This window comes from Paenibacillus xylanexedens (assembly GCF_007676705.1).
GTDB classification, from domain to species: domain Bacteria; phylum Bacillota; class Bacilli; order Paenibacillales; family Paenibacillaceae; genus Paenibacillus; species Paenibacillus xylanexedens_C.
Genome location: NZ_VEBF01000010.1, coordinates 110,474 through 124,839 on the forward strand (window position 1 = coordinate 110,474; position 14,366 = coordinate 124,839).

Annotated in this window: 13 protein-coding genes and 1 tRNA gene; 2 read left to right on the plus strand and 12 right to left on the minus strand. The window is 45.4% G+C overall.

Going from position 1 to position 14,366, the window contains the following annotated elements; translation table 11 throughout:
• Nucleotides 1-34: 34 nt before the first annotated feature.
• The 3 genes from FS628_RS28230 to FS628_RS28240 form a co-directional block, all read right to left on the minus strand.
• Nucleotides 35-1,216 (minus strand): phosphoglycerate kinase, encoded by a 1,182-nt coding sequence (locus FS628_RS28230; protein ID WP_076216887.1) that lies wholly within the window; start codon nt 1,214-1,216, stop codon nt 35-37.
• A 149-nt stretch (nt 1,217-1,365) separates the two neighbouring features.
• On the minus strand, nt 1,366-2,373 hold the full coding sequence (gene gap / locus FS628_RS28235; protein WP_017691243.1) for a type I glyceraldehyde-3-phosphate dehydrogenase: 1,008 nt from the start codon (nt 2,371-2,373) through the stop codon (nt 1,366-1,368).
• Nucleotides 2,374-2,481: 108 nt separating this feature from the next.
• Nucleotides 2,482-3,507 (minus strand): sugar-binding transcriptional regulator, encoded by a 1,026-nt coding sequence (locus tag FS628_RS28240; protein WP_145326389.1) that lies wholly within the window; start codon nt 3,505-3,507, stop codon nt 2,482-2,484.
• Nucleotides 3,508-3,934: 427 nt separating this feature from the next.
• Here FS628_RS28240 and FS628_RS28245 point away from each other — a divergent pair.
• Both FS628_RS28245 and clpP read left to right on the plus strand, forming a co-directional pair.
• Nucleotides 3,935-4,009 (plus strand) — tRNA-Arg (locus FS628_RS28245).
• 177 nt (nt 4,010-4,186) lie between these two features.
• Complete coding sequence (gene clpP / locus FS628_RS28250; RefSeq protein ID WP_145326390.1) at nt 4,187-4,783, plus strand: ATP-dependent Clp endopeptidase proteolytic subunit ClpP; 597 nt, start codon at nt 4,187-4,189, stop codon at nt 4,781-4,783.
• A 164-nt stretch (nt 4,784-4,947) separates the two neighbouring features.
• On the opposite strand, the gene FS628_RS28255 is transcribed toward clpP, so the two are convergent.
• The 9 genes from FS628_RS28255 to trxB form a co-directional block, all read right to left on the minus strand.
• A complete protein-coding gene (locus FS628_RS28255) occupies nt 4,948-6,045 on the minus strand; it encodes a stalk domain-containing protein (RefSeq protein WP_145326391.1) in 1,098 nt (365 codons plus the stop codon).
• 386 nt (nt 6,046-6,431) lie between these two features.
• The gene (locus FS628_RS28260) at nt 6,432-7,184 is read right to left on the minus strand and encodes an SIMPL domain-containing protein (protein WP_145326392.1); all 753 of its coding nucleotides are present in this window, start codon (nt 7,182-7,184) and stop codon (nt 6,432-6,434) included.
• Between the two features lie 158 nt (nt 7,185-7,342).
• Nucleotides 7,343-7,612: an HPr family phosphocarrier protein gene (locus tag FS628_RS28265; RefSeq protein ID WP_056695263.1), complete on the minus strand. Its 270-nt coding sequence runs from the start codon at nt 7,610-7,612 to the stop codon at nt 7,343-7,345.
• A 259-nt stretch (nt 7,613-7,871) separates the two neighbouring features.
• Entirely contained in the window at nt 7,872-8,810 is a 939-nt protein-coding gene (gene whiA, locus FS628_RS28270) for a DNA-binding protein WhiA (RefSeq protein WP_145326393.1), read from the minus strand.
• 6 nt (nt 8,811-8,816) lie between these two features.
• Nucleotides 8,817-9,803 carry a gluconeogenesis factor YvcK family protein gene (locus FS628_RS28275; protein WP_017691250.1) on the minus strand — a complete coding sequence of 329 codons (987 nt, stop codon included), beginning with the start codon at nt 9,801-9,803 and terminating at the stop codon, nt 8,817-8,819.
• Between the two features lie 13 nt (nt 9,804-9,816).
• Nucleotides 9,817-10,716, minus strand: a complete 900-nt coding sequence (gene rapZ / locus FS628_RS28280) for an RNase adapter RapZ (RefSeq protein WP_017691251.1) — start codon at nt 10,714-10,716, stop codon at nt 9,817-9,819.
• Nucleotides 10,717-10,767: 51 nt separating this feature from the next.
• On the minus strand, nt 10,768-11,718 hold the full coding sequence (locus FS628_RS28285) for an ROK family glucokinase (RefSeq protein WP_062837749.1): 951 nt from the start codon (nt 11,716-11,718) through the stop codon (nt 10,768-10,770).
• A gap of 444 nt (nt 11,719-12,162) precedes the next feature.
• The gene (locus tag FS628_RS28290) at nt 12,163-13,233 is read right to left on the minus strand and encodes an AI-2E family transporter (RefSeq protein ID WP_313958636.1); all 1,071 of its coding nucleotides are present in this window, start codon (nt 13,231-13,233) and stop codon (nt 12,163-12,165) included.
• A 123-nt stretch (nt 13,234-13,356) separates the two neighbouring features.
• Complete coding sequence (trxB, locus tag FS628_RS28295; protein ID WP_145326394.1) at nt 13,357-14,316, minus strand: thioredoxin-disulfide reductase; 960 nt, start codon at nt 14,314-14,316, stop codon at nt 13,357-13,359.
• Nucleotides 14,317-14,366: the final 50 nt, after the last annotated feature.

The window sequence follows — 14,366 nt, forward strand, 5'->3', positions numbered from 1 at the left end:
GTTTCAACTCCTTCATGCTATAGACTACTAAAACTTACTTGTCGTTCAATGCCACTACGCCTGGAAGTACTTTACCTTCCATGAACTCGAGCGATGCACCGCCACCTGTAGAGATGTGGTTCATTTTGTCAGCCAATTTGAACTTCTCTGCTGCTGCTGCGGAGTCGCCGCCACCAATTACAGTGTAAGCTTCTGTCTCTGCGCAAGCTTCTGCTACTGCACGAGTACCGTGGGAGAATGGCTCGATTTCAAATACGCCCATTGGTCCGTTCCATACAACCAATTTGGAGTTTTTGATTACATCAGCATAGATCTCACGTGTTTTAGGACCGATGTCGATGCCTTCCCAATCTGCTGGGATGCCATCGATGTCAACGATTTGTGTGTTTGCTTTCGCACTAAAATCGTCAGACACAACGATATCTACCGGCAGGTAGAAGTTTTTGCCCAGTTTTTTCGCTTTTTCGATGAAACCGAGAGCAACATCAAGTTTGGAATCATCCAGCAAGGATTGTCCAATTTCATGTCCTTGTGCTTTGAAGAACGTGTAAGTCAGACCGCCACCGATGATCACGTTGTCTGCAATGTTCAGCAGGTTGTCGATTACATCGATTTTGTCCTTAACTTTGGATCCACCAATGATGGCTGTGAAAGGACGCTCAGGGTTGGAGATTGCTTTACCCAACACTTCAAGTTCTTTCTCCATCAACAAACCGGACACTGCTGGAAGCAAGTGAGCGATTCCTTCAGTCGAAGCGTGTGCTCTGTGAGCCGCGCCAAACGCATCGTTAACGAAAACATCAGCCAGTTCAGCAAATTGTTTTGCGAGTTCCGAATCGTTTTTCTCTTCGCCTGCGTGGAAACGAACGTTTTCAAGCAACAATACGTCGCCGTTGTTCAGTTCAGCGATTTGAGCTTTAACAGCGTCACCAACGGAATCGTCAGCTTTAACAACTGTTTTACCAAGCAATTCAGACAAACGCTCAGCTGCTGGAGTCAAACGCAAGGATTCAACCACTTCGCCGTTAGGACGACCCATGTGGCTTGCCAAAATGACTTTAGCGCCTTTTTCAATCAAGAAGTTGATTGTAGGAAGCGTTGCACGAATACGTTTGTCATCTGTAATTTTACCATCTTCGAGCGGCACATTGAAATCTACACGGACAAAAGCCCGTTTTCCTGTCAATTCGATATCGCGTACACTTTTTTTGTTCATCTGTATTTCCTCCGCACCCATGTATTTGGTGGACCAATCAAGAGCTAGAATCCCCTGTCAATCCTGGTGTTTTTGAGAAATTTGCAAAATGTAGATATATAAAGAGCGGAAACAATAGCATCTGTTTCCGCTCTATGTTATTGCAGATATTACTTAATCATTTTTGCAAAGTGCTCCAAAGTGCGAACCAGTTGAGCAGTGTAGGACATTTCGTTGTCATACCAAGCTACAGTTTTAACCAATTGTTGGTCGCCAACAGTCAGAACTTTAGTTTGAGTTGCATCAAACAGGGAACCGAAAGTGATTCCTTGGATATCGGAAGATACGATTTCGTCTTCAGTGTATCCGAAAGTTTCTGGATCGGAAGCTTCTTGCATTGCTGCGTTAACTTCTTCAGCTGTTACTTTTTTGTTCAGAACAGTTACGAGCTCAGTCAGGGAACCAGTAGCTACTGGTACACGTTGAGCTGCACCATCAAGGATGCCTTGCAGTTCTGGGATTACCAGACCGATTGCTTTAGCAGCACCAGTTGTGTTAGGGATGATGTTTTCAGCTGCTGCGCGAGCACGACGGAAGTCACCTTTAGGGTGTGGAGCATCCAACGTGTTTTGGTCGCCAGTGTAAGCGTGAATTGTAGTCATCAAACCTTGAACGATTCCGAATTTGTCTTGCAGCGTTTTTGCCATAGGTGCCAGGCAGTTCGTTGTGCAAGATGCGCCGGAGATTACAGTTTCAGTACCGTCGAGGATTTCATGGTTTACGTTGTAAACGATGGTTTTCATGTCGCCAGTAGCTGGTGCGGAGATAACAACTTTCTTAGCTCCACCTTTCAAGTGTTTCTCAGCTGCTTCTTTTGTTGTGAAGAAACCAGTACATTCCAGAACGATATCTACGCCCAGGTCGCCCCAAGGAAGTTCTTCCGGGTTACGGTTAGCCAATACTTTAACTTCTTTGCCGTTCACTTTGAAGAAGCCATCGTGTACTTCAACATCGCCATCGAAGCGACCTTGAGTTGTATCATATTTGAGCAAATGAGCCAGCATTTTAGCGTCAGTCAAGTCGTTGATTGCTACTACCTCGATGCCTGCTACATTTTGAATACGGCGGAATGCCAAGCGTCCAATACGTCCAAAACCGTTAATACCTACTTTAATCATGAGTAAGTTCCTCCCAAGTTTTGATTAATTTTTTTTATGAAACTTATATATTCAAGACAGACGGTAAAGTCCGTCAAGACAACAATGGTTGTGGTGAAAAGTAAACTCTTATTCCATTTCGGCAACGATGACTTCGGCAGCAGCCTCATCAATAATCAGAATATCTTCCTGACCAAATCGCAACACGGAGTGTATCGCAGCAGCTTTGCTTTTGCCACCTGCAATTCCGATCACGACATCGGTTCGTTCAATATCCTGAAGTCGCATACCCAGTGTAAGCATGGTATGTACCACTTCACCCTGATCATTAAAGTAATAACCGAAAGATTCAGATACGGCCCCTTGCTCCTGAAGTTCATCTATAATCTCCGTTGCAAGTTTGCGTCTCGTTGCCATCTCCACGGCATCACCAATTCCATGAATAACAATCCGTGATTGCCTGATCAGCTGTAGAATCTCCTGAACACTGGGGTCCTGGATCAATGATTCGTAGGCATGATCACTAAGCAAATCCGGTACATGCAGGAGTTTGTATTGCGCTCCTACCCGTTTTGCCATTGTGGATGCGATCGTATTCGCCTGAATTTCAAGGCTTTCTCCCAGTCCACCGCGTGCCGGTACGAACCAGACACCTTTGAGCGATGTTGGTGGATTAAGTTGCTCTGCGACTTCGGCCGTTGTTGATCCGCCAGTAACGGCGACAACGTCGTTGTCACTCATGATATTGCCGAGAGCCTTCGCTCCGGCTCTGCCCAGTTCCCTTTTGGCAAACGGAGATACGTCCGAATCACCAGGAACCACAACTACCTTTTGCAGACCGTAGGCTTGCTTGATGCGCTCTTCCAGCTCGGATAATCCGAACAACTCTTTGGCTACGGGCTCTAACTGCTGCAGCAAATCATACCCTGCCTCGCTGATCTTCATTCCTGCGCTGTCAATTTCAATAAGTCCCTGAGCCTTTAACAGATCGGTCTCAGCCCTCAGAACCCGCTCGGTCATCTGCATGGAATTAGCTAACGTTCTCCGTCCGATCACATCCGATAACATGATCTGTTGCAGAATCGTATACCTCTTTTTCAAGATATCCATGAGATCAGGCAGAAGCTGCTTTTGTACTTCTAAAATCGTTCGCATGCTTTCCACTCCCGCAAGTTCTCGTTCCAAGCTCTCTTTCGTGGCCCTAAAACGTCCCGGGTTAACTTTTTAAGTCCCACGTCTATTCTACCTAAAACTGACGTGACATGCAAGTGTTTCAACATGTTATTTCGACACGCTTCCAAGCGTTTGTACGCGCCTATTTTCACAATCCTAGACTTCCATGATCAAGGACTGCCACACGTATACCATATATAGAAGGAATACATTTTTCTCATCTACATATCGCTCAGAATTACATTTTATACGGCATGTCCAAAACCTCTAATAGCATTTACTTAAATACACTCTTTATCCACTCTTCTTCATCATGATCATTTTTAGGCTAATCCAAACCACATCCACAATGAACTGCTTGCAATTACATTTTTCATGAGCTATAATCATTATTGCTGTCACATAATGTGCGCCCGTGGTCCAATGGATATGACGTAGGCCTCCGAAGCCTGAGATCCAAGTTCGATTCTTGGCGGGCGCGCCATTTTTATTTAACAGCTCATAACCCTTTTAACCAATGAAACCGGAAAGGTTTCTTTTTTTTGTAAGTTAGTTTGACTTTCTTTGACTTTTTGTTTGGAATTGTTTATTATGTGGGTAATACGGTAACAGTTTAAGTAGAAACACCAATAACATTTACATTTCCGAGGAGGTTTTTCACGTGAGTTTTATTCCTATGGTCGTTGAACAGAGCAACAGGGGTGAGCGCGCCTACGACATCTACTCCAGATTGCTGAAGGATCGTATTATTTTCCTTGGTAGCGATGTTAATGACGTTGTGGCGAATGCCATCATGGCACAGATGTTGTTCCTAGCTGCGGAAGATCCGGAGAAAGACATTCACTTATACATCAACAGCCCAGGCGGATCGATTACAGCTGGTATGGCCATTTACGATACAATGCAATTCATCAAACCGGATGTATCTACCATCTGTGTAGGTATGGCGGCTTCCATGGGTGCATTCTTGTTGAATGCCGGTGCAAAAGGTAAACGTTTTGCGTTGCCTAACAGCGAAGTCATGATTCACCAACCTCTTGGTGGTGCTCAAGGTCAAGCGTCGGACATCGAAATCCGTGCTCGCCGTATCCTGAAAATGCGTGATACATTGAACCGCATCATTGCTGAACGTTCTGGTCAACCACTAGAGCGGATCGAGAAAGATACAGATCGTGACTACTTCATGAGTGCTGCTGAAGCGGCAGAATATGGTATCATTGATAAGGTTCTCGAAAAGGTAGGTTCACAAGGCATCTAATTGCTAGTAGACCACGGTCTGCGTTAACGCAATCAACATTTAACGTACTAATCAACACCTAAATGTGTTGCTCATACGCAAAGAAGCCCTCGTCATATTCATGACGAGGGCTTCTTTTTTCACTTTATAAGAAAGATAACACAAGAGTGCACAATAATGATCGCTTACTTGCTTCCCGTTACGTCACTGAAAGGTTCTGTACCTTTAGGAAGAAGTTCTTTATACGTAAATGGCATTTCGGGGAATCCCTCTGCGTATGCCGTATATTCATACAACTGGAAGAACACAACTACACCCGTCGGTGTCACATAGAAATCTTGATCTTTGTTTAACCCTTTGTAACCTTCGAGGTAGCCACCGCGAGCTTTCAGTTGTTCGCCCACTTTTTTACTCAATGTCTCGCGTATGGTTTTGTTATTTTGCAGCACATCATCTAACGTAAGCTCCTTGCCTGTGTCCAGTGCAAAGGTGTGGCCTGTACGGTATGTCATACCATGAGCGCCAGCATAATCCTCGTATCGTTGTGTAATGAGTCCCAGTACGCCTCTTTCATTGTAGGTCACCACATAAGAGCTTTCAAATGCATATGGACGGTCGGCTGTCGCTCCACCAAACTCAGATGTCTGTTTCTTGAAGTGGGCTACATATGCATCTACTTCGTCTTTCAACACTTTGTTGATCGCTGCTTCAGCCTCTTTGCTAGCAAGGCCACTCACCTGCGGATATTGAACATCCACTTCAGCATTTTTCACTGTGACATTGACTGTCGCCGCTTTAACTTTCACACTATTTTGTTTCACCTTGCTGAGCGTCAACGTTTTGGTTTTGCCATCCCAATTCCCCTGTACACCCAGATAATCTCTCATTGCTGAGAATGGAATATACAATCTGCCGTTGATCAGCTTGGCGTCCACTTGAGGATAATAGTTGTTTATTCTGACACTTGGTTGACCATCCATAAGACTAATTGTCATGGTGTTATTGGCTGCTGTCAGAGCATATTCTTTGGTCTTCGCATCATATTTCAGCGTTCCACCTGCTACATCTTTGACTGCCGTAAGAGATACCCAGGTTGAACCACCTTGAAGGAGTCCTTTTTGAGTCAGTGTTTTCCCACCCGATTTCAGAGTCACCTCAGCCGGGGTTGTCACTTTCGAGGATACAGAAGCCGCTTGAACTGAACTATCCTGCCACACCGCACCGCTTCCTACAATAATTCCTGCTGCAAGCAGCGCACTTGTCCATTTTTTCCATGATGTCATATATAAAACTCCTCTCTGAATTCACAATTAGGGATCATTGCGTATGTAATCTTGACCTGTTCGTATATCTCATACGCTCACCTCTCTATTATAATTAACCCGATTTCAGAAAGGTTTACAGCTCCAGTTACAATCTTGATGGATATCAGCCGGAAAATAGAACGGGATATGACCTTTTTGTCACGAACAACTGTACAAAAAAGATACCAAAATACAGCATTTTGTGTAGCTTCTAAAAGGTACCCTCCTATCTAACTTCATCAAAGTTTGCTTTTCCAACAAAAAAAGACTCTGTCCACAGGACAAAGTCTTTGTCATTATTCGTTGTACCCTTCAAATGACACTTGAAAAGGTTACTTGAGCTTACAATCTTAGTTCGATCTTGTTTATTTCATTTCATACGTAATATTCAGGATCGTGCTTACTTTAACTTGGCCTGTTTCAATCTCCGTGCCACCTGCTGTATCTTGTGCTTTGGACATCAACGCCTCGCTTGCATAGAATACAGGCACATTGGCATCGCCTTGGCTCACGGAAAGAACAGCACCCAGTTGACGTTTAACTGCTTTTGCAATGGCGCCAGCTTTCACATCTGCATTGGCAACAGCTTTCTCAATCACTTGGGACTCATAACTTTCCGGATTTTCTACAGTGAAGCGCACGTTCTCAATGTTATTAGCACCTGCCCCCGAAGCAGCATCGAGCAACTCGCCGATTTTGTCCATTTCACGATATGTGATCGTCAGCGTATGATGCGCTGTGTATCCTTTTACTTGTTGTCCTTCTTTTTCGCTATACGTGTAATTGGGTTGTACAGAGAATTGACTGGTTTGAATGTCGTCTGTACTGATCTTCCACGTATTCTTGAGCAGATTGGTTACTTTGGAAACTTTAGCAGCATTGGCTTTTTGGGCAGATGCAGCTGTCTCCGCAGTACTGTTCACACCAATGGACAGATAAGCGATATCAGGTTTAACCTGAATCTCACCTTTACCCACCACATTAATTACATTCTGTTGTACACCCTGAACCTCTGCAGCGTAAGCATAGTTACTTGGTGTAACCCATGCTGTTCCTCCAACAAGCAACGTACTTGCCACCAGCACCGCACCGAACGGTTTCATCCATTGTTTACCCATCACGATAGCCTCCTTATGTGTTAACATCTCAAACGTTAAGCAATTTGATACCTTAACAGACGGGACAAATTCCATAATGTTGCACTTGACGATCGTAAAAACGGTAAAAACGCAAAAAAGCCCCTTTCGGGACTTCTTCATTGAATTCAAGCATAGTCTTATTGGTTTTCAAGCTCTTCCTTGCTTACCAGACTAACTAAAGCGTTTACAGCCTGTTCGGCATCCGCGCCTTCTGCACTAATATGGATTTCCGTACCTGTGCTAATCGCAAGGCTCATGATCCCCATGATACTTTTTGCATTAACTTTTTTGTCGTCCTTCTCGACGAACACTTCAGATGAGTACTTATTCGCTTCTTGAACGAAAAGTGCCGCAGGTCTGGCATGGAGACCCGTTTTCAAACGGACAACTACCGGGTGCTTTGTCATGGAAACTTACCCCCTATTATGAAATCTAGACATTAAATACACAATTATATTTATACAACATTATAACATTAACCCGTGCAGGACACTAGAAGAAAAAACTCAGGCAACTTTGGAGGGCATAATCATGCCCCATTTTGCCTTTTGTACATCGCACCAAGTTACCTGAGTAACTCTTCTCGCTCCTTAACAGCTAACTAAACCGACGGTTTGTTCCATAACATCAAACGACCTTGTTAATTTACCCTACTACGTATTAACCTTAACCATACCGTTCTGCTCGTACTTTTTCAGCCAGTTCATCAATTTTACGAAGCCGGTGGTTTACACCCGACTTGCTGACTGTACCTTTCAGGAGTTCTCCCACTTCCTTCAGGTTGATATCCGGATGCGCCAGTCGAACCTCCGCAACTTCACGAAGCTTCTCAGGCAACGATTCCAGACCAACTTCCTTTTGCAACAACCGGATATTATCAATTTGTCTTACCGCCGCTCCGATTGTCTTATTCAAGTTAGCGGTCTCGCAATTGACAATCCGGTTAACGGAGTTACGCATGTCTCGCATGATTCGTACGTCTTCAAACTTGAACAAGGCCTGATGAGCACCAATGATGCTGAGCAGCTCAATGATTTTCTCGCCTTCCTTAATGTATAGGATGAATCCTTTTTTCCTTTCTATACACCGGGCATTCAGATGAAATTCATTGGCCAGATCAACCAGTGCCTGACAGTGTTCCTCATACATGGACGCAATCTCCAGATGGTAGGAAGAACCTTCCGGATTATTAACCGATCCACCTGCCAGAAATGCACCGCGAAGATAGGCCCTTTTACAACAGTTTTGCTGAAACAACTCTGCATTGATCCCTGGTGTAAACAGAAAGCCTTCAGATACAATATGAAGACTATTGAGAATCTCTTGTACCATGGTTGGAATACGAACAATATATACATTGTTCTTTTTCAGCCGCATTTTTTTGCGGACCAGTAATTCCGTATGCACTTGAAAATGCTTTTTAAGCAGAGAGTATGCCCGTCTTGCAATGGCGGCATTCTCCGTCGAAATATCCAAGATGACTTTTTTATTCGATAACTGCACCGCACCAAGCATACGGATGAGGGCTGAAAGTTCCGCCTTTTCGCAGCACGGTTCGCTCTCGATCATGGTTAACTCTTTTTTGGTCTGTGCTGCAAACGACATGGGACTTCACCTCTTCCGTAACATCCAATTTTGTACCAGTTGGTAGATGTGATGACTTAGCTTGTCGGCATCATGACGCAGATAGGTTTTGAACAGAACAAGCGTATCTGCAACCACCTGATAGCCAGCACTTTCGAGTACATTCATATCCAGTACAACCGGTTTCGCTCCTTTTTCCGCATACTTATTCTGTACTTGCAGCGGAATATCACCATTATTTACGATAACATAGTCGAAGAGCTGATGACCTATATGCTCGTGTACCGCCTTAAGGTGGTCACTTACTGTATAGTTATCTGTTTCTCCCGGCTGTGTCATGACATTACAGATAAACATCTTCACCGCATCAGCCTCTACCACAGCCTCAGCCAGCTTCGGTACGAGTAGATTGGGAAGGATGCTGGTATATAGGCTACCAGGCCCGATTAGAATCGCGTCAGCTTGACGAATGGCCTCTACCGCCTCTGGCAACGGCTCCACGTGATCCGGTTCAAGGAAAACGCGCTTGATGCGTCCGCCTGCTTCAGGGATCTTGGACTCACCTGTAATAATTGTCCCATCTTCCATCTCAGCATGCAACACAACGGCCTGACCAGCAGCTGGTAATACCTCACCTCGAACGGCAAACACGCGGCTAAGTTCCCGCACCGCGGTCACGAAGTCGCCCGAAATATCCGTCATTGCAGCCAAAATCAAATTCCCCAAGCTGTGGCCTGCAAGCCCCGCGCCTGTATTAAAACGGTACTTTAACATATCTGAAAGCAATGGTTCTACATCAGCCAGTGCCGTAAGCACGTTGCGAATGTCGCCCGGAGGCGGCATTTGTAGCTCATTGCGCAGGATGCCTGAACTTCCACCATCATCTGCAACTGTGACGATGGCCGTGATATCCAGCGGCTTCTCTTTCAAACCGCGCAACATCACGGATAATCCGGTTCCGCCGCCCATTACAACTATTCTCGGACGTTCTCTTCGTGGTCCGGCCTCTTTCATCCCTTCACCCTCTTCAATGACGGTCCCGGTCAGCGTCGCGATGGCTCACGGTGACAGCTTCAGTCTCGCTGCTTCCCAACATCTTGCCCAAATATTCCGATATTGCTACCGAACGATGCTTGCCTCCGGTACAGCCGATTCCAATAATAACCTGGCTTTTGCCTTCCTTCCGGTATTGCGGAATCAGGAAATGCAGCATATCCAGCAGTTTCGTCAGAAACGCCTGTGTCTCCGGCCATTTCATGACATATTCATACACATCACTATTCTGCCCCGTATTCGGACGCAAATGATCAATATAATGCGGATTCGGTAAAAAACGTACATCAAACACCAGATCGGCATCGATTGGAATGCCATACTTGAATCCGAACGACGTAATATTCACCGACAGCATTTGGCTTTCCAGATGAGAAAAGCGAGATATGATGCGCTCTTTCAGTTGAGCAGGCTTCATCGTACTTGTATTCAGTACCTGAGTTGCAGAGTTTTTGAGTTCCTCCAACATCTTGCGCTCCAGCCGGATGCCGTCCAGCGGCATGCCCTCAGGAGCCAGCGGATGTCTGCGCCTGCTTTCTTTGTAACGCTGAACAAGTACAGAATCTGTAGCATCCAGGAATAAAATTTCGCAATGAATGGTAAAATGATCTTTAATATAGTTCAAAGACTCGGACAGAGCTGTAAAGAATTCACGCCCGCGCAGATCGATAACCAATGCAACTTTACCAATCTTGCCATTTGACTGTTCAATCAGTTCCGCAAATTTTGGAATCAATACCGGCGGCAGATTATCCACACAGAAGAAACCCAGATCCTCCAGGCTCTGTACTGCAATCGTTTTACCTGCTCCGGACATGCCCGTAATGATAATGAGCGTGGCGCCTGTGCCTGGTGAGCCTTCACCTTCAAGCATAAATGTCCCCTCCTTATCATATTGCTGTCTTCATATATTGTTACGAGGTTACTAGGAACGCAAGAGAAGACCTGCTGCACCCACAATACCTGCATTATTACCAAGTGTAGCTTCCAGAATCTGAACCCCTTCTTGCAGTGGCTCCGGTGTCAACTTAGCAAATACGGTACGGATTTCATCGAACAAGAAATTACCTGCTTTGGATACGCCACCACCGATGATGAACATCTCCGGGTTAATGACAGCCGCTACAGTAGCCATGGACTTGCCCAGGTAGAAGGCCGCACGGTTTACGATGCGCTGTGCCACTTCATCGCCTGCCTTCGCAGCATCGAATACTTCCTTGGCTGCAATCTTGTCGACGAGTGCCAGTGACGTATGATCACCACGTTCTACTGCATCCTTCGCCATACGGATAATTCCTGTTGCAGACGATACCGTTTCAACACATCCCATTTTACCACATCCGCACTTGATGGCCTCCAGATCAGGTACAACACTGATATGACCCAGTTCTCCCGCCATACCCGAGAATCCCTGATAGATGTTGCCATTCAGGATCAAGCCTCCGCCAACACCCGTACCGAGTGTATAACATACGCAATTATCTACGCCTTTGCCGGCACCTGCCCATACTTCACCCAGTGCAGCTACATTGGCATCGTTATCTATTTTGATTGGCTTGCCCAGACGTTCTTCCAGAATCGAACGAATGGCCACATTCCGAAATCCGATGTTAGGGGCATGAACGATAATTCCCTCACGTACATTCGTGAAACCGGCCACTCCAGCACCTACACCCTCAAGCTGTTCCCAACTGTAAGGTGATTCGGCTACGATATGTCGGACATACTTCTCGATGTTGGCGATGACCGTGTCTACGCCCTTATCCACTTCAGTCGGTCCTTCATACGTATGCATTAGCTGACCTTGTTCATCGCATATACCGACCTTGATTGCTGTTCCGCCGAGATCGACCCCAACGTAGATTTTCTCAGACATGCTGCAAGCCACCTTTATCTATCTAAAATAGTTTAAGTCCTACGTACCAACTATAATTGAAGGATACGCCTGGGTCAAGACGATAAGACCTTGGATACTCCATGCTCCGTTAGGGTTGTGAACCACATCACACACCATTATTGAATACGTATACATCCTCATTACCTTCAATTATAAACGCACGCTTAATTCCTTCCTCCATAACAGAGGAAGCCTCAACTCATGATATTGCATCTACACTCGTTCCATTCGTAAAAGATGATCATCGTCACCTCAGAGTGGTGACCCATCTCACTCACCCCACCACCTGTCATTCTCATGTAGAGAACTACCGAATGACGGTATTGCCAACACAAAAGCGCCCTCCACAGATGGAAGACGCCCTTACTTTTTCGAAATATCTGAAGTTGTTCAATTGGATTGAACTCGGTTGATATTCTTACGTTATAATTTCGTTTCCACACGTACCGGCTCTTCTGTCTTCTCCATCTTGTTCACATCCAGAATATCGAGCAGGAAGACGAAGATTGGAATACCAATGATCAGTCCCCAGATCCCCAGGAAGTGTTGCGATAGAATCAGTACAATAAAGGTGTAGAACATCGGCAATTTGGTCTTGTGTGCCATGAGCTTCGGATTCAGGAAGTAAGTCTCCAGCGCATGGATGATAATGATTATGATGATCACGATAATACTCAGTTTCAGTCCACCCATCTGATACCCAATCAGACAGAGCGGCACCAGAGAGATGATCACCCCTGCCACAGGCACCAAACTTAACATAAATACGAGAATGGTCAATGCGAACAAATACGGATATCCGAGAATCCAGAGCCCCAGCATCGTCAGCACCGTATTGAATACAGCAATCAACAATTGCGCTTCAATAACTTTACCGAAAGAAGAAACGAATTTATCGCCCAGGTAAGCTACTTCCGTATAAAACCATCCGATTTTGCTTGTTTTGAACTTGGACGTGAATTTGGAAATCTCCTGCTTCTGCAACAAGAAGAACAGACTCAGAATGATAACGAGTAGTATAAACTCCAACCATTTGCTCAATGCGAAAATATATTTCAATGCATCATTGGTATAATTTTTGATATCGAAGGATTGAAGGTAACCCGCAATCTTGGAGGCAAAATTATCACCATCTGCACTGTCCAGAAATTTCATAATCTCGTTCGTCAACTGAACGACCTGATCCACAATCCGCGGTGAATATCTGGATATACCAAGTACAATCACTGCGATAACGATCATATAGAGCAGGATGACCACGACTTTATAATTGACTGGAAATAGCCGATTCAGACCACCTGTAATGAAATGCTGTAGCCTGTTCATGACATAGGTCACCAGGAACAACAGCAGAATCATGTGAAGCATACTCCCCATACTGAACAAAATTAAACAGAATAAGAGCAGAATCAAAAACCGTCTCACTGTTGCATTTTGTAACCAATCTTTTATCATTTCCCCCAAAATCTTCACCTCACAGCTAATATGCCCCATATGTATACGAACTCATGCCCACTGTAGTTTCAAAAAAAGAGAAGCCTTCCGGCTTCTCTCATTTCATGAGACTTCCCGTTGTCTCTTATTCCTAGCCTATGCCTAACCTCACGGATGTCATGCTTACTTATCCAACGTTTCGCTCCAGTCATGCACAATGCTTCCTTCAAGGAATTTCTCGCAATCCATCGCAGCCATACAACCTGATCCGGCTGCCGTAATGGCTTGGCGATACTTCGTATCCTGAACATCACCACAGGCAAATACACCCGGAATATTGGTCTCCGTTGTTCCCGGTTTAACCACAACATAACCATGTTCGTCCAGTGTGATCGCATTACCCAGGAATCCGGTATTTGGCGTGTGACCAATGGCGACGAATACGCCATCCGCTTCAAGCAACTCTTCTTGCCCCGTCTCATTATTGCGTACCTTCAGCCCTTTGACACCCATTGCTTCAGGCACGACCTCAAGTGGAGTACGGTTCAGCGCCCACTTCACCTTCTCATTGCTGCGAGCCCGATCCTGCATAATCTTGGATGCACGCAACTCATCACGACGGTGAACCAATGTGACGTCCGTTGCAAAACGAGTCAGGAAGCTCGCTTCCTCCATTGCGGAGTCACCACCGCCCACGACCACGATCTTTTTGCCACGGAAGAAGAAACCGTCACATGTTGCACATGTACTTACACCACGTCCCACATTTTCCTGCTCGCCCGGAATACCGAGGTAACGAGCAGAAGCACCTGTGGAGATAATAATCGATTCAGCTTCCAATTCACCGATTCCGCCAACCTTGATCTTGAAAGGCTGTTTGCTGAAATCAACTTCTTCCACCCAACCGTTTTTGAATTCCGCTCCAAAACGTTCTGCTTGCTTACGCATATTGTCCATCAATTCAGGACCCATGATACCTTGCGGGAAACCAGGGAAATTCTCAACTTCCGTAGTCGTCGTCAATTGACCACCCGGCTGAAGACCTTCGATAACCAGTGGGTTCAGATTAGCACGAGCCAGATATATCGCTGCTGTCAGACCCGCAGGTCCCGTTCCGATCACAATCGTTCTGTATTTAGACATATAGATACAGCCTCCTTGATAAGGTGAATGTGTGTTGTACTAGCGATGAA

Excerpts from the sequence above, each read along its gene's own strand:
- FS628_RS28230 (WP_076216887.1), bottom strand. The coding sequence starts at position 1,216 with ATGAACAAAAAAAGTGTACGCGATATCGAATTGACAGGAAAACGGGCT.
- FS628_RS28240 (WP_145326389.1), bottom strand. The coding sequence starts at position 3,507 with ATGCGAACGATTTTAGAAGTACAAAAGCAGCTTCTGCCTGATCTCATG.
- FS628_RS28265 (WP_056695263.1), bottom strand. The coding sequence starts at position 7,612 with ATGACAAAGCACCCGGTAGTTGTCCGTTTGAAAACGGGTCTCCATGCC.
- FS628_RS28275 (WP_017691250.1), bottom strand. The coding sequence starts at position 9,803 with ATGAAAGAGGCCGGACCACGAAGAGAACGTCCGAGAATAGTTGTAATG.
- rapZ (WP_017691251.1), bottom strand. The coding sequence starts at position 10,716 with ATGCTTGAAGGTGAAGGCTCACCAGGCACAGGCGCCACGCTCATTATC.
- FS628_RS28255 (WP_145326391.1), bottom strand. The coding sequence starts at position 6,045 with ATGACATCATGGAAAAAATGGACAAGTGCGCTGCTTGCAGCAGGAATT.
- gap (WP_017691243.1), bottom strand. The coding sequence starts at position 2,373 with ATGATTAAAGTAGGTATTAACGGTTTTGGACGTATTGGACGCTTGGCA.
- FS628_RS28290 (WP_313958636.1), bottom strand. The coding sequence starts at position 13,233 with ATGGGGCATATTAGCTGTGAGGTGAAGATTTTGGGGGAAATGATAAAA.
- trxB (WP_145326394.1), bottom strand. The coding sequence starts at position 14,316 with ATGTCTAAATACAGAACGATTGTGATCGGAACGGGACCTGCGGGTCTG.
- FS628_RS28285 (WP_062837749.1), bottom strand. The coding sequence starts at position 11,718 with ATGTCTGAGAAAATCTACGTTGGGGTCGATCTCGGCGGAACAGCAATC.
- FS628_RS28260 (WP_145326392.1), bottom strand. The coding sequence starts at position 7,184 with ATGGGTAAACAATGGATGAAACCGTTCGGTGCGGTGCTGGTGGCAAGT.
- whiA (WP_145326393.1), bottom strand. The coding sequence starts at position 8,810 with ATGTCGTTTGCAGCACAGACCAAAAAAGAGTTAACCATGATCGAGAGC.